This window comes from Bifidobacterium porcinum (genome assembly GCF_055378475.1).
In genome coordinates this window covers 550,429-571,241 of the sequence record NZ_AP029603.1, presented here as the reverse complement: position 1 = coordinate 571,241, position 20,813 = coordinate 550,429, and the positions used below count along the sequence as shown (strand labels likewise).

Below are 20,813 nucleotides of genomic sequence, written 5' to 3'. Positions count from 1 at the left end.
CACGCCACATTACGTACGTATCAACCTCATACCGAAAGATCATCATGACATCCATCGCTTTCTACCACACCCTGCCTGAAGAGCAGCCGTTTGCCGAACAGTGGGCCGAGGAGCACCACGTTGACGTCACCTGCTTCCCGTTCGAGCTGACCGATGAAACACTGTATACCGTCGATGGCTTCGACGGAATCTCCTATAAACAACGCTTCCGTCCCAGCAACAACCCCGATTTCTATCGCAAGCTACACGATGGCTACGGCATACGCCAAATCGCGCTACGCTCCGCCGGTATCGACTCCATCGACGTGAAAGCCGCCAACGAGCACGGCATCCGCATCACCAACGTCCCCTCATACTCCCCCAGCGCGGTCGCTCAGCTTGCACTCACCCACATCCTGCAACTGCTCAGACATGTCCCCCAATACCGTGAGCGCAATACGCACCAGGATTTCGCAGCCACCGGTCTCATGTCCCGGGAACTGAGCGAATTGACGGTCGGTATCATCGGTGTCGGTCGCATCGGTTCGACACTCGCGCGGATGCTCCACGCGCTCGGCGTGACCGTACTTGGCAACGATATCCGCGAACGAAACGACCTTGACGGCATCGTCACCTTCACTAGCAAAGACGATCTGCTGGCACGAGCCGACGTGGTCAGCATGCACACGTACCTTGACGAGACCACCTATCATCTCATGGACCCGCACAGGTTCGCCCAGATGAAGCCGACGGCGATTTTCATCAATGCCTCGCGCGGACCCATCGTGGATACGCAGGCGTTGATTGACGCCCTACAACGCCATGAAATCGCAGCAGCCGGGCTGGACGTGATCGAAGGCGAGGCGACACTGTTCGGACATACGCTCAAACCGGGCGAGCCGACCGGAAATCCGGCGTATGACACGCTCGCCGCGATGCCGAACGTCGCCATCACCCCGCATATTGCGTTCTTCACCGACATCGCCGTACGCAACATGGCCCAGCAGTCGCTCAACGACGCGCTCACCATCATCCAAGGCGGCACCAGCGAACACGAAATCCACCTCGACTGACTTTCAACACAATCCGGCAGATATACACGGGCAACATCCATATCCAGCAACGAGAAAGAGAGCACAATGACCGACACCGCACATTCCAAGAACGACACAACATGGCGGATCCGCCGTATGACACCTGAGGACTACGACGACGCATACGCGCTGTGGGATCGCACGCCCGGCATGCATCTGCACTCGCTAAACAACACCTACGGGGGCATCGTGCGTTTACTTGATGCCAATCCCAACACCTGTCTGGTAGCGGTCGACGGGAATGACTCCATCGTCGCGACCGCCCTCGGGGCTACCGACGGGCGAAAAGGGTACCTGTACCACATCGCCGTCGACGAGCAATGGCGCGGCCAAGGCATCGGCAGCACGCTCGTCCGCCGCATCGAAGATGCGTTCCAAGCGGTCGGCATTGTCAAAGTCGGTATTCTCGTTGTAGCTGACAATGAGGACGGCAAGCGGTTCTGGAAACATCAGGGCTGGAAGACACGTCCGGACGTGGTGTATTTCGACCACGATCTGTGAGCGGGCAGCCCGCAAACAACCAGTGGCACAACTGCTCATCCGCGAACGCTTCAGGAAAGGGTGGCGATCACCGACAACTGCCGGGGATCACCACCCTTCCCTTGTCTGTGGCACAAGTTCATTATCCGTGCCCCTCTACGCGCCACATGATATGCCCGCGATAACCACCGTTGATATCCCCCAGTTACTTACTGCCGTACCACACTGCAACCGGCGATAACCGACACCGATAGCAAACCCGCGATTGGCCTGCGATGAGCCAATAGACTCGCAACAACACATCATCAACAGCGCCACGGCAATGCAACACCACAGCACTGCCACTGTCGTGACACTCTCCACCAAGCCGCGAAGGAGGTACCCGTGGGCAACGCGATCATCGAAATCACCCAACTGAGCAAACGCTACGACACCCCCGAAGGCGCATACACCGCACTGCATGACGTCAACCTGAGCATCGAAGAAGGATCGATCTTCGGAATCATCGGACTGAGCGGAGCCGGAAAATCAACGCTCGTCAGATGCATCAACGGACTTGAACCCATCTCCGGTGGGACAGTCAACGTGCTCGGCCAATCCGTCCCTGACCTGTCTGCCAAGCAGCTGCGGCAACTGCGCAAATCCATCGGCATGGTCTTTCAACAGTACAATCTCATGCCATCACGCACTGTGGAAGGCAATGTGGCACTTGCCTTGCGCCATTCGGGGCTCGGCTCCGCGGAAAAGCGCGACAAGACACGCAAACTGCTCAGCCTGGTCGGACTCGAGCAGCACGCCGAATCCCACCCATCACAACTGTCCGGAGGACAGCAGCAGCGAGTCGCCATCGCCCGCGCGCTCGCCAACAACCCGCGTATCCTGCTGCTCGACGAGGCGACCAGCGCACTCGACCCGGACACCACCAAAACGATTCTCAAACTTGTCAAACGGCTCAACCGAGAGCTGCATCTGACCATCATCGTCGTCACCCACCAGATGGATGTCGTCAAATCCATCTGCTCGCATGTCGCCGTCATCAATCACGGGACCATCGTCGAACAGGGAGAAGCCTTTGACGTATTCGCCAATCCACAAGCCGAACTCACCCGTCGTTTCGTCGGCGACTACACCGGGCTCAACCATATCATCGAAACCCTACGCTCGCAGGGCACGACGGCGGGGATTGACCCAAACGGCCAGCTTATCCACATGAGCTACGCGAACAAGACCGTCGCTGAAGGCCTGGTCTCCGCGGTCACCGAACGATTCCACGTCATCGTCAACATCCTGTTCGCATCGCTGGATATCGTCGATGGCTATCCGCTCGGCAGCATCGTCGCCCAATATTCCGGCGATCCGGAACATATCCGCCAGGCTCTGGACTACTTGCGAGACAAAGGAATACGCATCACCGCCGTCCAAACCGATAGCGAAGAGAACACCGTCGAGAGCGCAGCCACTACCACAGATGCAGTCTCAAACACAACAGCATCCACCCCGAAGGAGCATATCGCATGACCATACTCGAGCAATTGTTCCCACACGTTTTCGAAAATCCGGATGTCTTCGTTCAATCCATTCTCGAAACCCTGCAGATGTTCCTCATTGCAACCCCGGAATGGTTCATTCTCGGCATTGTCTTCGGACTGACGCTCGCACTGACCAAGCCCGGCGGCATGTGGGAGAACCGGGCGGTCTTCCAGTTTCTCGACAAGCTGACGAATCTGTGCCGATCCATCCCGTTCGTCATCATGATCGCGCTGCTGTTCCCACTGACCCGGCTGATCAGCGGCACTGCGATCGGCGTCAGGGGCGCGATTTTCCCGCTCATCGTCGGCATCACCCCATTCTTCTCCAGACAAGTCGAATCCGTGTTCAACGGTCTCAACCCCATGCTCATCGAGTCCGCGCAGGCGATGGGACTCGGGCCGTGGTCAATCATCTGGAGCGTCTACCTGCGTGAGAGCATCTCCGCACTCGCACGGGTTACCACCATCACCTGCATCAGCTTCAACTCCGAAATCGCCGTCATCGGCGCTATCGGGGCGGGAGGGCTCGGCGACTACGCCAACCGGTATGGATTCGAGCGCAATCAGCTCGACATCACCGTCGCCGCCGTCATCACGCTGCTGGTCTTCATCACCATCATCCAGACCATCGGCACCATCATAGGGAGGAAGAATGAACACTGAACACCGTATCCGCCGCAAGGCAATCGCCACGATTCTCGCTGTAGTCTCCGCTGCTGGCCTGGTCATTTCCACAAGTGCTTGCGGATCATCGTCCGCGGGCACCACGACCGTCAAAGTCGCGTTGACCACCGCCACCGATGAACCACTGTGGAAGCTGGTCAACCAGAATCTTGAAAAAGCCGGATCGAAAGTCCGCGTGAAGACCGTGGCCATGAAAAGCGCGGTGCTCGGCAATCAAGCCCTTTCCTCGGGCGACGTGGATCTGAGCGCTCAGCAGCATTATGCCTTCCTCAACGGTGAAATCAAAGAGAAAAAATACAAGTTCACCGTGATTGGCGAATCATATATCAGCCCGCTAAATATCTATTCGAATTCCATCAAGAAGATCTCACAGCTGAAGAAGGGCGACAAGGTGCTCATTCCCAATGACGTCACCAATGGCGGCAGGGCGCTTGTTGTGCTCCAGGAAGCGGGAGTGATCAAGATTGACCCGAAGAAGAACGATCCGGCGAATGGTGTGTATCCTGCCGAGGAAGATATCACATCGAACCCGAAGAACATCCAGATCGTGCCCACCGACCGCAACCTGATCATGAGCTCACTGGATGACGCGGCCGCGGGCATCGCGAACGCGAACGCCGTCGTGGATTACGGCAAGAGCATCAGTGACGCGATTTTCGCTGTGAATCCGGATCCGAAGAAAACGGTCAACAAGCCGTGGATCAACGTAATCGTCGCCCGGACCGCTGACAAGGACAACGCGAATTACAAGGCGATTATCAAGGCCTACCAGCAGGCGAACGTGCGGTCTTATATGAAGAAGGACTCCAAGGGAGCTGAAATCCCGGTGTGGTGAGCCGCGATAAAGACTCTTGAAGCGCAAGACGCGGGGGTGCCGCTGAGGTTGAACTCGGCGGCACCCCCGCGTTGTTGGTGTGATGGCAGTGGCCATGCCTGCGACAGCTTTGGCTACGGCGGGCAGGGTTCTGTGTTCTGCCTTTGGTACGTGGAGACAGATGGTATGAGGAGCACGATGTGAGGATTGACTCACACAACGACAGACTTGACCACTTGACCCGTCCGGCAGACAGATTGGCCGAATCCGCCATCGGCGATGATGCGCCTCTCCTCCTCAGCACACACCTGTTCGCGACACACAAACCCCACGTCCTGCACTCACCCGGTTTGACATATACGAAACCCCACATCCGGCTCGACGTATCAATCCGTAGCGTTGGATGCGGGGTTCGGGATTGGACTAGGTGCTTACACCTCCCCTGTTCAGTGGTGGCAGCAATCACCGTCCATATCCATCGATGATGACGAGGATGATGGGGACGGGGAAGCAGAAGTATCAGACGACGTGCCGGCGGGAGTCCCTTGGTCGTTGCCATTGCCGCTGTCTGCGTTGCTATCCATCGTCATATCGTCCATCGAGTTGCCCGAAGTATCAGCCGCGTCATCGGAATCCGAGGAATCCGCAGAATCGGTGGTATCGGCCGAGTCATGCGCATTCTTCGTGGTCGACTGGCTTGTCGAACCACCCGCATTCCTGCCCACAATGACGGCGCTATCCGCAGAACCGCAGCCCGCAGCAACCGTCAGTGCCATCACGCACACCACCGATGCGAGCGCCCGCGTCGCCCATCTGAGCCCGACGGCACGCGGCTTCTCCGGCATCGCCCGCTGTCGCATTCCCGATACTGTTCCCATATTCTTCTCCATTCCCTATTCAATCCCATTCATTCTCATGACAACGCGCGCACCCGCGCATGCCATCGACACCACGCATGTGCGCACACAAGCCAGCTAGAACGTGGCGATGAACCGCTGCAGCACGTCCAGCCCGAACTTGAGCGCATCAACCGGCACATGCTCATCGACACCATGGAAATTCCCGATGACATCGAATCCCTGCGGCACCCGCAACGGGATGAACCCGCACACTTCGATATCCGGATTGATCTTCAACACCGCCTTGCTGTCTGTACCGCCCGACGACAGGAACGGCACGACCACGGCGTCTGGATCGACTTGGCTCAGCGTACGCTCAATCGCCGTGAACAGCTCGCCATACACATCCGTGACATAGCCGCGGCTTCGATGAATCTTTTCCACGCCCACCTCCGAACCTGCGAGTTCGCGTAGGCGTCCTAACAGCGTGTCCTCCTGCCCCGGCAACGCCCTGCCGTCAATCAGTGCGCTCGCCTTCGCCGGGACGATATTGACTGTGCTGTCTGCATCGATTGATGTGACGTTGAACGTGTTGCGCACCGAGGAAGCGACCCACGGCTTGGCCGGACCGGTCCGGTCGATGAGTGCTGCCGTGTCGTATTTCGCCTGTCGTCCTTCCTCTTGACGGACGATATCTTGCAGACGATTCACCAGCAATTGCCCGACTTGCCCGGCATCCGCAGGCCAAGAATAGTCGGCGATCCGGGCAGCGGCTTTCGCGATCTTCACCACCGCATTGTCCCTGTTAATCTGCGAACCGTGCGTTTGAGTTCCTTGCGCGTTGAGCCGGAACCATTGTGTGCCTTTCTCACCTGCCTGCACGTAGTAGACGCGGCGCCCATCCACGTATCCGCCAAATCCGCCGGTCTCGCTGATGATGGCGCCGACGTGGTCAAACCATTCGGGATGATGCTGTGCAATCCATTCGGATCCTTTGAATCCTCCGGCCTCCTCATCAGCGAACAGGATGAAACGCACCGACCGATGCGGCTTTCCTCCGGAACGCAGAATCGCGCGCAACGCAGCCAGTGACATGCCGACCATATCCTTCATATCGATGGCGCCGCGCCCCCAAACGCATTCGACTCCATCGGCATCCGGATGAATGTCTCCCCCGAGTGGATCGACGCTCCAGTCCTCGAGACGCGCAGGCACCGTATCCAAATGCCCATGGATCAACAAGACCGGCAGATCAGGGTTTTCTCCCGGAATATCCGCAATGAGATTCGTGCGTCCGGGAGCACTGTCCACCAGCGTAGAGCGGATGCCCACTTCTGCAAGCCGGTCCGCGACCCATTGCGCGGCTTCAGTTTCGCGAGCTTGACCGTCGCCTGCGTTCTGCGTGTCGAACTGAATCAGCCGCGAGGTGAATTCCACTGCCTCCTGTTGTGCTTGAATGTCTGTCGCGTCCTCGGCCATATCAATCCTCCTTGTTGTCCACTGGTGTCTCGTTTGGCAACAGTTCCTGCGCGTCCCCAACAAAGGCATCCCCCGCGTGCTCCTCATGCGCATCGAAATGAAGTTTCGTCAGCAATTGCTTGCGGTAGGCGGCGAATTCGTCGGACACACGATCTCGCGCATCAAGATTGATTGGCACGATTTCCTTGATCCGTCCCGGTCGAGGTGTCATAATCACCACGCGGCTGCCAAGATAAATCGCCTCGTCCACGTCATGCGTCACCAAAATCATCGTCATGTGGTACTGCTCCCAGATGTCCAGCAGCCGGTCCTGTAAATCCGCGCGGGTGAACGAATCCAATGCACCCATCGGCTCATCGAGCAGCAGCACATCGGGATGGTCAATCAGCGCACGAGCGATCGCCACACGTTGGGCCATGCCGCCGGAAATCTGATGCGGATACGCCTGTTCGAAACCATGCAAACCGACCATCTCGATATACCGGGCAACATCGGCCTTATGCTCCTTGTAAATACCCTGGGCTTTCAAACCGAACGCGATATTCTCTTCCACCGTCAGCCACGGGAACAGGCTGCCCTGCTGGAACACATAGCCCCGCTTGGGATTCGGCCCCTCGATAGGTTCACCAGCAAGGCTCAAGGTTCCGCTCTGCGGATGGTCAAGCCCTGCGATAAGGCGAAGCAGCGTGGTCTTTCCACACCCGGACGGCCCGATAATCGACACAAGCTCGCCCGGATAGATGGACAGGCTGACATCCGACAGTGCATGGACGACACTTCCGTCAGGAGCCGTGAATTCACGGGACACATGTTCAATGGACAGCTCAGGATTCACGCCTGCGGGCACATCCGCCAGTGTCTGTCTGCCACTTGCTACGGTGAGATGGTCAAGTTCAGTGTCGCTCATCGTACGAGTCCTTTCTGCCAACGCAGCATACGGCCGCGAACCACTTCGATGATCTTCATGATCAGAGAGAACAGGATTGCCATCACCACAATCGCCGCGAGAATCTTGTAGTAGGAGGACCATGCTTTTGCCTGGTCGATGTAGTAGCCCAAGCCACCGGGCTGCCCCATCATCTCGGAAATTACCAAGGTCAAGAACGACAGGCTGTTCGCCATGCCGATACCGGTGAAAATGCTCGGCGTCGCATTTGGAATGGCCACATGGAACAGGATGTACGGAGTGGATGCGCCGAGCGTACGGGCGGCTTCAACCAGCATTTTCGGCGTTCCCTTGATGCCTTGTGCGGTCAGGAACGCAACAGGGAACCACGAGGCGATGACCAACAGAAACACGGCTGCGGCGAAAGGAGTCGGCATCAGGGTCAGCGCGAACGGCATCCATGCGACCGACGGGATGACACCGGTGATTTTCAACACCGGAAACACCCAATAATACGCCTTGTCGAACCAGCCGATCAGCACGCCGGTAACCACGCCGAGCACCACGCCGACAATGAATCCGGCGATGAACAGACGTGCCGAATACAAGGTGTTGAGCACGATATACCCGCCATCGGTGACGAATGCCTCCATCACCTTCGCGGGACCCGGGAAGAACGGCTGTGGCAGCGTCTGCAATTTGGTGCCCGCGATATCCCACAAGGCGAGCGCCACGCCCATTGCGAAACGGAACGGGGCCCGGCTGCGATAGTACTCGCGTTTGTCAGCCGCATGCAGATCAACGATGCCGGCAATCGCATAGACAACAGCCAGAATGACCAGCAGCGCTCGATATGCCTCCTGCCCGGTGAGCAGGAAAATCCACAACTGCCCTTGTGGGAAGCTCACGTGGGCGATTTGTGGGAAGAACAGACTCACCAACTCGGCGATGATGAAACCTGCGACGGTGAACACGATGGTCATCGGATACGGCATGGTGGCAATGCGTGGATTTTCCGCGGATCGACGCCGCGTGCCGTGTGCATCCGCAGCCTCGCGTGCCGTCAGTCGGGTCGCCCGTACTGCCGGTGGCACAGTCAGGTCTGTTATCAAACTACTCATGGGTCTTCTTTCCTTGCATGATTGAGCATGCGAACCGGTTTGTCCTGGGAACTTCCGGGACCGGCGACGCGGCCGACCTCCTTACGGGGGCCGGTCTGCGCCTGGGTTTACAGGTCGATCTTCTGGTAGATCGTGTCCGCCAGCTTGGTGGTGTCGTTGGTCTTGAGGAAGCCGATGTCCTTGAGCTGATCAGTGAAATACTGCACATCGCTCTTGATAGCCGCATCCTCGTTATCCTGGACCTTGTAGTCGTAGTCCTTGAACAGCTTGGTGGCGAGCGAGACATCGGTAATCGAGGAGTATTTCTTCTCGGCGATGATTTTCGCCGCCTGCTGCGGATGCGCCGCGATATAGTTGCGGGCCTTATTCAACGCGCGCAGGATGGCCGCCATCTCCTCGGGCTTCTCCTTGATGATCTTGTTCGAACCGTACAGGAAGCAGCAGAAGTGCTTGGCGAAGGTCGGGTCGGAACCGAGGTCGAAGATGATGTCGACCGTGCCCTTCTGCTCCTCGACGGTAGGCAGCGGGTCCCACAATGCCGCGGCATCGATATCGCCGTTCTGCAACGCTTGGAATTCCAAGCTCGAATCGTCATATGGCAGATAGGTCACATCACTGTTGTTCTTGTCGACGTTGAGACCAGCCTGGCCGAGCCACATATTCGCTGCCATGTACGGGGTGCCGCCGATTTCGTCGACACCGATTTTCTTGCCTTTCAAATCCTTCGCGGTCTTGATGCTGGATCCCTTCTTCACAGCAATCTTGATGCAGCCCTTATGCAGTGCGCCCACCACACTGGCGGACACGCCTTCCTCAATCGATGGGAAGAACTGGAAATCGCCGTTCGTGACCGGGAAGCGCCCGGAGTTCAGGCCGACCTTGCGGGTTTCCGCATCGGCGGTCACCAATTTCGCGTTGATGCCTTCGGCCTTGAAATACCCGAGTTCCAAGGCGATGGCGATCGGCGAGCTGCACAGCGAGCTCGACTTCGGGAACTCGATGGTCCCGTACTTGTACGTAGTGCTGGTAGCTTTCGAGTCGCCGCTTGCCGACGACGACCCAGACGTCTTGACACTGCATGCGTCAAAGGCGAATACGGCGATCAACGTGCATAGGATCGCCGCGCCTTTGACGACGCGTCCGTGGATGTTCAACATGTGTTCTCCTTGATTCTCCGCTGCGGCAGATTCGGCCGTGATGGTGTGGCCGTTCCGCATTAGCCTCGAACCTAATCGCACGCCGTGTGCGAAAGCAAGGATGACGGCATACAAGATGCTTATAGGAAGTTCAAAAAGCGTTGCCGTCCGCGCGCAGGCACCCCGCTATAGAGCCTGGTTATGGAATCGCACAACAAACGTGTTGAACCCGTAATATGCGTGTCTGCCGATTTGGCGCATACCGTTGAGGACAACTCTGCGACAGATCAGTTCGCAGCATCAAGCGCAACCGACCGGGCAAAGCATCCGATCGGCAAGGAGACCAAATTTAAGGAGACCGTATGGGAAACATCAATGAAATCACCGATAATCCCGCCTTGGCAGGCGACGGCGTCGCAGGCGGTGAGGGGCGCGAAGAAAGTGAAGGAGATGAAGGATTCGCCACCCGGCAGCTGCATGCCGGCTATGATGCCCCTCGGCATCTGGATTCCAGTTCAGTGCCGATTTATGCAACCGCGGGATACGACCTGCACAATGCAGCCCGCGGATCGCGTGCGGCCAACGGTTTGGAACCGGGCGCGCACCTGTACTCCAGGGTGGGCAACCCCACACCGGAAGTCCTTGAGTCACGGCTTGCCTCGCTGGACGGCGGGGTCGCCGCCGTAGCCTTCTCCTCCGGTATGGCGGCCATCAGTTCCACAATTCTCAATCTCGCCGACCACGGTGGACGAATCGTCTCAACCCGCGACCTGTACGGCGGCACCTTCGATTTCATCAACAATCTGCTCCCCGCGCTCGGCGTAGGAGTGGATTATGTGGATACAGTCGATGACGAACAGCAGCTTGAAGCGGCAATCGGCCCCGACACCCGCCTTGTCTTCCTGGAAAGCGTGTCGAACCCGACCACGCGGATTACCGATCTCGATCTGGTCGCCCGCGTCGCTCACCGGCACGGTGTCGCCGTCGTCGTGGATAACACCCTGCCCACGCCGTATCTGTTCAAGCCGATCGAGCATGGCGCGGATATCGTCGTCTATTCCACCACGAAAGCAATCAACGGGCATGGCAATGCCGTAGGCGGCGCGGTAGTGGATGCAGGGAAACTCGACTACGGGCCGGACAACCATGTCGATGACGGGGAACACTCCGCCCAGGGAGGCATGAAACCACGCTACCCGCAGTTCAACTCCTTCGTGCATAACATCAGCGATGAAGCGCACAGGCAGCACCGAAGCTTCGTGGACGCCTACGGACGCAAGGCGTTCATTCAACGGCTACGTCTGAAATACCTTCGGCTGCTCGGTGCCGAGCCCGGCCCGTTCGAAAGCTATCTGACCTTGCAAGGCTTGGAAACGCTTGATGTCAGGCTCGACCGGGCGGTGTCAAACACCCTCACCGTCGCACGTTTCCTTGATGCGCATCCGCACGTCACGCGCGTAGATTACGCCGGTTTGCCGGACTCACCCGACCATGCGCTCGCGGAACGTGATTATCCGCGCGGCGTCGGCACAGTGCTCGCCTTCACGCTCGAAGGCGGTGTCGAACAGGCGAACGCGTTTATTGACGCGACGCAGGTGTTCACATATCTGACAAATATCGGGGATTCCAAGTCGTTGATTGTCGATCCTGCGCGAACCACCCACCGCGAGTTCAACGCGGATCAACAGCGCGCCATCGGTGTGGAACCAACCACAATCCGCTTGTCCATCGGATTGGAGGACTCCCGAGATCTCATCGCCGATCTGGAACGTGGATTCCGGGCGGCGTATGGGCAGGCGTGACGTCTCGACAGGGCTTGGGTCGGCCGGCGGTAAGGTCTGCGAATTTCGTACTGTCCCGTCTGCCGGAGTCTTCTTACCCGCCAATACGCGATTGTGAGTCAACAGCTCATCTTTCAATTCAACGATCCGCTCATTCACCAATACATCAGTACACATTCAACCAACATGTCAACCAACATGTCAACCACCCAATAATCCATCAACAACAAGGAGAGAGAACCATGAGCACAACCGAACCACAGGAAGACCTGTACGCCGGCTATGACACCGTCCTCGACGACACGCAACGACTGCGCCCCAACATCTACGAATCCCGGCTGCGACTACTGCACAAAGCCCTGACCACCACGCCCGACGGCGAGGACGCTGACCCCGGGTCCATCCTGTCCATCGGCGTGGGCAGCGGGATCTTCGAAACCCTGCTCGCCGAACGCTATGGCATTCGCGTCAGACAAGCTATCGAACCATCACATGCGCTCGGGGCGCAGGCGCGCGCGAAGGGTCTCGACATCGTCGCCACGACCGCACAGGAATTCGATTACAGTCAAGCGCCGTACGACACCATCGTGTACAACGGCTCATCATTCGGATTCATCCCAGATGATGAGATCATCCCCACATTCCGGCGCAATCGTGAAGCGCTCACGCCGAACGGACGAATCGTGCTTACCGATGTGCCAGCGGAATCGGCGCTCGGCATCGTGCTGCGTCTGCGTCAGGCCGCAGGATTGGACGATTCGCTTGTCAAGCCGTTGCTGGAGGGCACAGCATTCTTCAATGTGGACACGCATATCTACAAGCCGTACTGGCATGAAATCCCCTGGTATGACAAGGCTCTGCGCGCGGCTGGATTCTCCCGTATCTCCCACTGGCAGACATTGCTGGAGAACCTGCCGTATCACAATGATGAACCACATGATCCGGTACCCGGTTATCAGAGCGGCAACTATGTCGCTATCATCGCCGAGGCATGAGCCTGGCGCAACGACACTCAATCGGAACTGAGCAATATTCCTGCTTTGACGTGGCAGCACACACGACAATTCCATCCACTATCCATTCAACATCGCCATCCATCAATCGGCATACCGGGCCCCAGAAGTCCCGCAGTCAATCCATTGAAAGGAACCCACCCATGGCACGATTCTTCTCCTCGGAAGCGGTGACCGAAGGCCACCCAGACAAAGTCTGCGACATCATCTCCGATTCCATCCTCGACGCGTATCTCACGCTGGATCCGGATTCCCGTGTCGCCGTCGAAACCACCGCAAAAGACGGGCTCGTCGTCGTCGAAGGCGAAGTGAGCGTCCCGCGCGTCCTCGACCATGTGGCTATCGCGCGCCAGGCACTGCACGACATCGGATATACCACAGCTGAATCCGGCATCGACCCGGATGGTTGCGGCATCATCAACAACATCCGGCCACGCGTGTTCGACAATCCGCAAGGCGATTACGGCGACACCGACAAAATCGCTGACAAGGAAACCGCATACAACACCTTCGGCGGCGACCAAGGCATCATGATCGGATACGCGAACGATGACACGGACGCGCTCATGCCACTGCCCGCCTACGCGTCCAACCGTATCGCCAAACGGCTCGCGTGGGTGCGCAAGAACGGCATTATTCCCCAGCTCAGGCCGGACGGCAAAGTGCTCGTCACCGTGGAATACACCGACGATCTGCGACCTGTCGCCTTCCGGCATGTGCTGATTTCGACCCAGCATTCGCCTGAGATTTCCGTTGAGGAGGTGCGCCGCCAAGTGCGCAAACAGGTACTCGACCCCGTGCTCAAGACCTTCCCGGATATCGCAGCGGATGACATCGACGTCGTCATCAACGCCTCACCCTTCCACACGGGCGGGCCGAAAGCCGATTCGGGACTGACTGGGCGCAAAATCATCGTGGACACGTACGGCGGGTTCGCCGCTCACGGCGGCGGCGCGTTCTCCGGCAAGGACCCACGCAAGCCCGACCGCTCCGCGGCATACGCGGCACGCTGGGTGGCCAAAACCATCGTGGCCGCAGGACTTGCGCGGCGCGTACAGGTTTCGCTCGGATACTTCCGCAATGTCGCTGCTCCGGTCAACATCGACGTGGAAACTTACAGAACCGAGACGGTTGCGCGCGAAGCAATCCAGAAGGCTATGGAGCAGGTGTTCGATTTGCGTCAGCTCGCCATCATCGACGAGCTGAACCTGCGCCGGCCAATCTACCGTAAAACCGCGGCATACGGGCATTTCGGTCGGACTGGCGAGGAATTCACCTGGGAACGCACCGACAAGGCGGATGCGTTGCGGGATGCCGCGCTGGCGGAGTAGGCAGGAGCAGGTGATAGCAAGCGCCGTGTCATGCGCACATCCGCTGCAGAGGTCAGGGCCACTGTAGTAGTGAATGTGTGCATGACACGGCGCGGGTTGCTATAGCTGCATGATGATGTTCCCGGAATGATTGGATACTTGGGGTCCGACCGTTTCGGGAGCATTGCTTTGTTAGCCGAGGTGACCGGTATTCTGGGACGATTGACCGATTCTATGACCTGGGCGTGGCGCGCAGGTCTTTTTAGGTCGTTGCCCTTGACCCAAACCGTACATCGATGGTCGATATCGGATGCAGGCCAAGAGCGTGTGCTGCGCCATCTGCCTGTCCAAGCAAGCAGAAGCATGCCGTGGTATTCCGTAGCATTCCGGTCAACACGGATATGTCCTTCCACGCTGTTGCCAGCTCTGTTGATGGGTCTGAATCGAGAATTGGATGACGAAATCCGATTCAGTACACAATACGGTACGCAACACCTCGCCCAGCTTATCGTGGATGCTTGGAATTCCGCCGATGTACGGCATATCATGCGTGCGCCCGGACACTGTCGTCGTCTGTCACGCGGACCGAACCGGAAATTGGACACCAGAATCGGATCCAGTCCAATAGGCGGCGGCGGAATTGGCTGCACACCCGGTAGCTGGAATCATGGAAACCTTGGTACTCCGCCATTTTCATACGAATGCAGGTGTATACCGTCTGCCGCGGATGCTCCTGTTATGCACCAAATCGGAGATTGGGCTGCGGAATCGTATTCAGCCCAATGGATTACAACGGAACCGACGTGCGACCAAGCGCCCCGAATTCCGTATGCCTTGGTAATCGGCCATTTTCACACACACGCAGGATTATTCCGTTTTCCGCGGATGCACCTGTTATGCACCAAATCGAAGATTAAAGCCCGGGATTGGATTTGGTCCGCGCCTAGTACCAGCGATGAGTTGAAAGGCAACTCTCCCGGTTTCTGGAACCGATGGATTCCGCCGTTCCTGGTTTTGGACGAGCATTGCGTATCCGCTGCGTTGACTGTTTGCTCGGACTGAATCGGAAATCAAGCGTGAAAGTCCGATTAGACAACGTGCAATACGATGCATGCGATTGTCTGTCTTTCAGAAACCGTTGGGGCTCCAGCGCAGGCAATACCGCACGAGTTGCACCATGATGCCGGATTCCGTTCACGAAATCACAAGTTTTTCGACGGATGCAATCCGACCGATAGAACAGCAATCGGCCCGGTGGCAGATGGTATTGCACCATGCGTCACCAGGCCGATCGGATGTCCGGCTGATTCTGGGCGTTTCCCTAGTCCGTCACGCCTACCGCACCGTCTCCGCCAACTGCGGCTGTGCCGCCTTCGCCGCGACCGCGAACGCCTGGTCGAGGTCTTCGATGAGGTCGTTCACGTCTTCGATGCCGATGGACAGACGGATGAGCTCGTCGGTGATACCGACTTTGAGACGTTCCTCGCGCGGCAGTTCGAAATGCGTCATACGACACGGCAGCTCCGCCAGGCTCTCCACCGCGCCAAGACTGACGGCAAGCCGGAACAGGTGCAGGTTGTCGAGAATGTTCGCCGGATCAATGCCTTTGACCACTTCGAAGCTGAGCACACCGCCGAAGCCCTTCAAACCTTTATCGGTGTCGCCTGGCTGGCGGCCGCCTTCGACGCCCGGATAGTGTACAGCAGCGACGAGCGGATTATCAAGCAGCCAGTTCGCAATGGCGACGGCGTTGCTTTGCTGACGTTCGATACGCAGGCCGAGCGTTTGGATACCGCGTCGGACGGCATCGGATTCAGCCGGCGGAAGGATGCCTCCCAGCCGGTTCTGCGCATAGTAGACACGCTCGCCCAGCTTGTCATCGCGTACGACGGCAAGACCGGCGATGACATCCGAATGCCCGGCCAGATACTTGGTCGCCGAATGCAGGACGATGTCCGCGCCCAAATCCAGCGGCTGCTGCAGATACGGGGTCACGAAGGTGTTGTCCACAATCACGATGGCACCGTACTTGTGGGCAATCTGCGCAATCGCAGCGACATCATTGACCTGCAACAGCGGGTTGGTCAGGGTCTCGAAATAGACGGCCTTGGCGGGTTCGCTGGCACCGTCCTCGTCGCCGGCGACGCCAACGCCGCTGATCGCCGCTTCGAGCGCCTCGTAATCATTGGTGTCCACGGGCTGGCTGACCAATCCCCAGCGGGTGAAATGCTCGTTGAACTGCGAGTAAGTGCCGCCGTAAACGTTGCTGCCGACGACGATTCGGTCGCCCGGCTTGAAAATCGACAGGACCGCATGGATGGCGGCAAGCCCGGAGGCGAACGCGAAACCGCGGGTGCCGTGTTCGAGCTGCGCGATCTGGCGCTCGAGGAAGTCACGCGTCGGGTTGCCGCTGCGCGCGTAATCCCAGCGGGGCATGGACTCGACCGATTCGAAAGCATACGTGGATGAGTTGTAGATAGGCGGATTCACGGCCCCGGTCGTGTTATCGTTCACCGGCAGTCCGTGGACCAGCTGAGTGTTGAACCTCGTCATAGTGCACCCCCTAGGTAGTGTCGCAAGCGCCGCGGGCAGGCCGGGCGGATGGTTGGTTTAGTTGTTGGGTTGTTGTGTTTGCTGTTTGGTTTGGTTGTGTCTGCCGTGTTGCCGGCGGCGGGACCTTTCGGCCTCATGTTGGTTACGAACCTAATCGCGCAAGGCGCGCAGGTACAAGCTGCAAGGCATACGGGATACTTATATGCGGCTAACAACCGTTGCGGCGATTGGGGTTTTGCCGCTTGACGGGCGGAGTCCGGCGAGCGCGACACGCGGGAGGCGAGTGGCGATTCACCACGAGAAGACAGTGCTGCGACACGCGGGCGGCGGGCGCGACACAAGGGAGGCAGCGTGCACGACACGCAGGCAGCGGGCGCCGCGGAGCGAGGGAGCGACGCTGCAGCCGAAGGACAATCGGGGACAATCGGCACCGGTGATGGCGGGTCTGTTTTGGCACAGCACACAACTACTGGGTGCGCACTGACTGCGCATGCGCCGACATACACAACTCACCACATCACCGCTAAACCATCAGGCTCCCGGAATGAAATCAGTGATTACATACGCCTCAGCATACGAAACTCACCACACCGTCATTGAATTGCTTGACCATCCGATGATATTTACCGATCGCGCATGCCCCGGCATACACAATTCGTCATGCTTCGGCTCACTGGATGGCGTCATCCTCAGTGCATTCAGCGAAGGGGCATATAGATGCGGTTCACTGTGTGAGTCAATCCTCACACGACAGCATGTCGACAAGCCGGACCACGACCAGGCGATGCCATACCGTCATCATGTGAGCCAATCCTCACACAACGGGCCCCTGACCAGCTCAATCAGCTGATTCCGACCAACGGACCGGTCACTATGTGAGCCGATCCTCACAAACCCGCACCTCCAGCCGCCGAATCCGGCGACGCCAGCCTCCTGACCAGTCACCGTGCGAGCAAATCCTCACACAACGGCACCTCACAGCGAAGGAGCCCGCAGCGAGCCCTCACCTGTCCGCGCCCGCCACCGCAACGAGCAACCGCGCGACGTTTGCTGCGGTGGCGGCGAGGTTGCCGGCGGTCTCGCGGCACGCGTCCGCGAGGGATTGCGGTTCGCGGATGATCGGGAATACCGCGTCGATGCCGCACGCGTACAGATCCGCGGATGCCGAATCATCGGCATCATCCTGAGGAATAGTCCGAGCGGCTGAGCCATCGGCACACCCATCCGCACCCCGGCTCCCGGCAACCGTCTGCGGCACGGCGGCGACACCGCGGGCGACCGCTCCGGCGAGCGCCACGACCATGATGCGCGGATTGGCTTGCTTGACGATGTGGGCGACACCGGCCGGGGTTTTGCCGTAGGCGGTCTGCCCGTCGATCCGCCCTTCACCAGTGATGCACACGTCCGCCGTCCGCGCACGGCTCGCAAGCCGCGATGCCGTCGCGACGAGCTGGATGCCGGGTTCGATAGTCGCGTTCGTGAAGGCGAGCAGTCCCGCCCCGGTTCCGCCCCCTGCCCCGGATCCGGGAACCGCGGCGACAGAACGCCCCAAATCACGCTCGATGACCTGCGCGAACCGGTCGAACGCATCATCAAGCTGCCGGACCATACCAGGGGTCGCACCCTTTTGCGGCCCGAATACCGCGGATGCACCGGTTGGCCCGGTCAGCGGATTGGTGACATCGGTGGCGATGCGGACCTCTGTATGCGCGAGTCGCGGGTCCATGCGGGCGGTGTCGATATGGTCGAGTCGTGCGAGCGCCGCACCGCCCGGTTCCAAGTCCCGCCCGGTCGCATCCAGTAATCGAGCGCCAAGCGCCTGAGCGATGCCGGCGCCACCATCGTTGGTCGCGCTGCCGCCGAGCGTAACGATAATCGTGCGCGCCCCGTCATCGAGCGCGTACCTAATCAGCTCGCCAGTGCCGAACGTGCTGGCATGCAGCGGGTCGTGCGTATGCTCATCCACGTATTGCAGACCGCTGGCACGTGCCATCTCTATCACGGCGACACGCCCGAACTCGGCCGCTGTCGCACGATTCGCGTTTCCGGCGTTTCGCACACCAGCGAATCCCCGTGCACCCGCGATTCCCTGTGTACCCGCGGTTCCCCTCACACCGCCGATATTCTGCGCGTCCAACAGCCCATACTCCGCGCGGACCGGCCGCATCAGCGGATCGTGGACCATCGCACTGCGGCGCCGCCCGCCAACGGAAGCCAGCAGCGCATCCAGCGTGCCTTCTCCCCCATCAGCCATCGGTGCAATATCGCAACACGCCGTCGGGCAAACGGCCTTCACCCCGCGCACGACTGCACGACACGCCGACACGGCATCAAGCGACCCTTTGAACGAATCCATCGCAATGAGAAACCTCACGGCTCCAGCCTATGATGAGGACGCAACCAGCGGCACGGCACGACACGGTCAGGCATTCGCAACCGAACGCCAGCCGCCCGCCCACCGCACGCCGCACACCACGCACGAACCCAGTGCACAAACCCAGCACGCAGGAGGCAACGATGCCATCATCAACCAACACCACCGGTATCAGCACATACACGCCATCCCCCGACCGGTACGAAACCATGCCGTATCGCCGAAGCGGCCGCAGCGGTTTGAAACTGCCCGCCATCAGCCTCGGCTTTTGGCATAATTTCGGCGATTTCTCGTCATACGACACGATGAAACAGCTGTGCTTCACCGCATTCGACCACGGCATCACGCATTTCGACCTCGCCAACAACTACGGGCCGGAACCCGGCAGCGCCGAACGCAACGCCGGAAGGATTTTGCACGATTATTTCGGCGCACACCGCGACGAGCTGGTTATCAGCACCAAAGCCGGATTCGACATGTGGCCCGGCCCATACGGCGACCACGGCAGCCGCAAATACCTGCTTGCCAGCCTTGATCAGAGTCTGACGCGACTCGGCCTCGACTACGTCGACATCTTCTACCACCACTGCCCCGACCCGGACACGCCGCTCGAGGAAACCATGGGCGCGCTCGCGCAGGCGGTCACTAGCGGCAAAGCGCTGTACGTGGGCCTGTCGAACTATGACGGGCAGCGGCTCGAAGCGGCCAAGGCGATCCTTGATGAGCTGCATGTGCCGTTCATCATCGCGCAGAACCGCTACAACATCCTTGACCGGACCGTGGAACACAACGGCCTGCTCGATGCCGTCAACCGGCTGGGCAAGGGGCTGATCACCTACAGCCCGCTCGACCAGGGACTGCTCACCGACCGGTATCTGGACGGGATTCCAGCGGATTCGCGCGTGGCCAGGGACGGCCGGTTCCTCACCGAAGCCGACGTGGCACGCACGCATGACGCGATTGTCGCGTTGAATACGATTGCCGCTGCGCGCGGGCAGAGTCTCGCGGATATGGCGCTCGCCTGGCTGCTGCGCAAGAGCGAAGTGACCAGTGTGCTCGTGGGTGCGTCCCGACCCCAGCAGCTGCTTGACAGCCTCGGCGCGTTGAACGGGCCTGATTTCACCGATGACGAGCTCGCCGCTATAGACCGGATCGCTAGCGACGGGCGGTAACCGTCTGTGTTGGGCTCGCAACGATTGCGATTGGGTTGAGCCGGTTGCGGCTGCGGATGCGGATGCGGTGCCGCTGCGGAAGACCAGCTGCAATCAGTACGACAGCCCAGCCTTCACAAACTAGCTACGCTGACAACCCGCCCAGCATAACCAGTTTGTGGAGGCGCGCAAACCGGCTACGATGGCAGTCCTGCTGCGTCGCCGACGCGCACGACGACAGGCGAAGCGGGAAAAGAGAAGGGCCCGGAAGACCGGGCCCTGAAAGGAGAGAAAAAAGAGAGAAGGGATTGAATTATGGGATTCAAGAGGAGAACCCATCAGCTTTTGCTGACATCATTTAGGATACGGACGTCACCTTGGGTTCACAATATGTTTCCCTGTGAATACTCTGAGATTCGCTCAGGCAACGTCCAGCCTGATGTGCAAGCAGTCATCCCTGCCAAATCGATTATCCACACCTGCCCCTTCGCGACACCGTTCATAGCCCATCCGACCACGCTCACCCAACCACACGCGTCCCACGCAATCTCCACCAGCTCAATCCCCGACCGCATCCAATTCAATCACCC

At 59.0% G+C, this 20,813-nt stretch carries 16 protein-coding genes; 9 read left to right on the top strand and 7 right to left on the bottom strand.

Annotated features, from left to right (window positions below; translation table 11 throughout):
* The first annotated feature begins 44 nt into the window (after positions 1-44).
* The 5 genes from ACZ41G_RS02035 to ACZ41G_RS02015 all read left to right on the top strand — a co-directional run bounded on the left by ACZ41G_RS02035 (position 45) and on the right by ACZ41G_RS02015 (position 4,601).
* Positions 45-1,052 carry a D-2-hydroxyacid dehydrogenase gene (locus ACZ41G_RS02035; protein ID WP_464145657.1) on the top strand — a complete coding sequence of 336 codons (1,008 nt, stop codon included), beginning with the start codon at positions 45-47 and terminating at the stop codon, positions 1,050-1,052.
* A gap of 66 nt (positions 1,053-1,118) precedes the next feature.
* On the top strand, positions 1,119-1,574 hold the full coding sequence (locus ACZ41G_RS02030) for a GNAT family N-acetyltransferase (RefSeq protein WP_464145655.1): 456 nt from the start codon (positions 1,119-1,121) through the stop codon (positions 1,572-1,574).
* Between the two features lie 363 nt (positions 1,575-1,937).
* Entirely contained in the window at positions 1,938-3,071 is a 1,134-nt protein-coding gene (locus ACZ41G_RS02025) for a methionine ABC transporter ATP-binding protein (protein WP_052400856.1), read from the top strand.
* Positions 3,068-3,745 (top strand): methionine ABC transporter permease, encoded by a 678-nt coding sequence (locus ACZ41G_RS02020; RefSeq protein ID WP_033505047.1) that lies wholly within the window; start codon positions 3,068-3,070, stop codon positions 3,743-3,745. Before ACZ41G_RS02025 ends, ACZ41G_RS02020 begins: the two co-directional genes overlap by 4 nt.
* Positions 3,735-4,601: a MetQ/NlpA family ABC transporter substrate-binding protein gene (locus tag ACZ41G_RS02015; protein ID WP_464145652.1), complete on the top strand. Its 867-nt coding sequence runs from the start codon at positions 3,735-3,737 to the stop codon at positions 4,599-4,601. Before ACZ41G_RS02020 ends, ACZ41G_RS02015 begins: the two co-directional genes overlap by 11 nt.
* Positions 4,602-5,026: 425 nt before the next feature.
* On the opposite strand, the gene ACZ41G_RS02010 is transcribed toward ACZ41G_RS02015, so the two are convergent.
* From ACZ41G_RS02010 to ACZ41G_RS01990, 5 genes are all read right to left on the bottom strand, one after another.
* Positions 5,027-5,458, bottom strand: coding sequence for a hypothetical protein (locus tag ACZ41G_RS02010; RefSeq protein ID WP_464145650.1), 432 nt, complete (start codon positions 5,456-5,458; stop codon positions 5,027-5,029).
* 96 nt (positions 5,459-5,554) lie between these two features.
* On the bottom strand, positions 5,555-6,898 hold the full coding sequence (locus ACZ41G_RS02005; RefSeq protein ID WP_464145648.1) for a M20/M25/M40 family metallo-hydrolase: 1,344 nt from the start codon (positions 6,896-6,898) through the stop codon (positions 5,555-5,557).
* Between the two features lies 1 nt (position 6,899).
* A complete protein-coding gene (locus ACZ41G_RS02000) occupies positions 6,900-7,805 on the bottom strand; it encodes an ABC transporter ATP-binding protein (protein ID WP_464145646.1) in 906 nt (301 codons plus the stop codon).
* Positions 7,802-8,905 (bottom strand): ABC transporter permease, encoded by a 1,104-nt coding sequence (locus ACZ41G_RS01995; RefSeq protein WP_152570287.1) that lies wholly within the window; start codon positions 8,903-8,905, stop codon positions 7,802-7,804. Before ACZ41G_RS01995 ends, ACZ41G_RS02000 begins: the two co-directional genes overlap by 4 nt.
* Positions 8,906-9,012: 107 nt before the next feature.
* A complete protein-coding gene (locus ACZ41G_RS01990; protein ID WP_464145643.1) occupies positions 9,013-10,062 on the bottom strand; it encodes an ABC transporter substrate-binding protein in 1,050 nt (349 codons plus the stop codon).
* Positions 10,063-10,403: 341 nt separating this feature from the next.
* Here ACZ41G_RS01990 and ACZ41G_RS01985 point away from each other — a divergent pair, with 341 nt between their 5' ends.
* The 3 genes from ACZ41G_RS01985 (at position 10,404) to metK (ending at position 14,166) form a co-directional block, all read left to right on the top strand.
* Complete coding sequence (locus tag ACZ41G_RS01985; RefSeq protein WP_464145641.1) at positions 10,404-11,843, top strand: O-acetylhomoserine aminocarboxypropyltransferase/cysteine synthase family protein; 1,440 nt, start codon at positions 10,404-10,406, stop codon at positions 11,841-11,843.
* A 221-nt stretch (positions 11,844-12,064) separates the two neighbouring features.
* Entirely contained in the window at positions 12,065-12,817 is a 753-nt protein-coding gene (locus ACZ41G_RS01980) for a class I SAM-dependent methyltransferase (RefSeq protein WP_464145639.1), read from the top strand.
* A gap of 161 nt (positions 12,818-12,978) precedes the next feature.
* Complete coding sequence (metK, locus tag ACZ41G_RS01975; protein WP_464145637.1) at positions 12,979-14,166, top strand: methionine adenosyltransferase; 1,188 nt, start codon at positions 12,979-12,981, stop codon at positions 14,164-14,166.
* Positions 14,167-15,480: 1,314 nt separating this feature from the next.
* Here the strand turns inward: metK and ACZ41G_RS01970 are convergent.
* Both ACZ41G_RS01970 and ACZ41G_RS01965 read right to left on the bottom strand, forming a co-directional pair.
* Positions 15,481-16,698 carry a trans-sulfuration enzyme family protein gene (locus ACZ41G_RS01970; RefSeq protein ID WP_464145635.1) on the bottom strand — a complete coding sequence of 406 codons (1,218 nt, stop codon included), beginning with the start codon at positions 16,696-16,698 and terminating at the stop codon, positions 15,481-15,483.
* A 1,003-nt stretch (positions 16,699-17,701) separates the two neighbouring features.
* Entirely contained in the window at positions 17,702-19,072 is a 1,371-nt protein-coding gene (locus tag ACZ41G_RS01965; RefSeq protein WP_464145633.1) for a glycerate kinase, read from the bottom strand.
* 143 nt (positions 19,073-19,215) lie between these two features.
* On the opposite strand from ACZ41G_RS01965, the gene ACZ41G_RS01960 reads away from it, so the two are divergent.
* On the top strand, positions 19,216-20,244 hold the full coding sequence (locus ACZ41G_RS01960) for an aldo/keto reductase (RefSeq protein WP_441481570.1): 1,029 nt from the start codon (positions 19,216-19,218) through the stop codon (positions 20,242-20,244).
* Positions 20,245-20,813 lie beyond the last annotated feature (569 nt).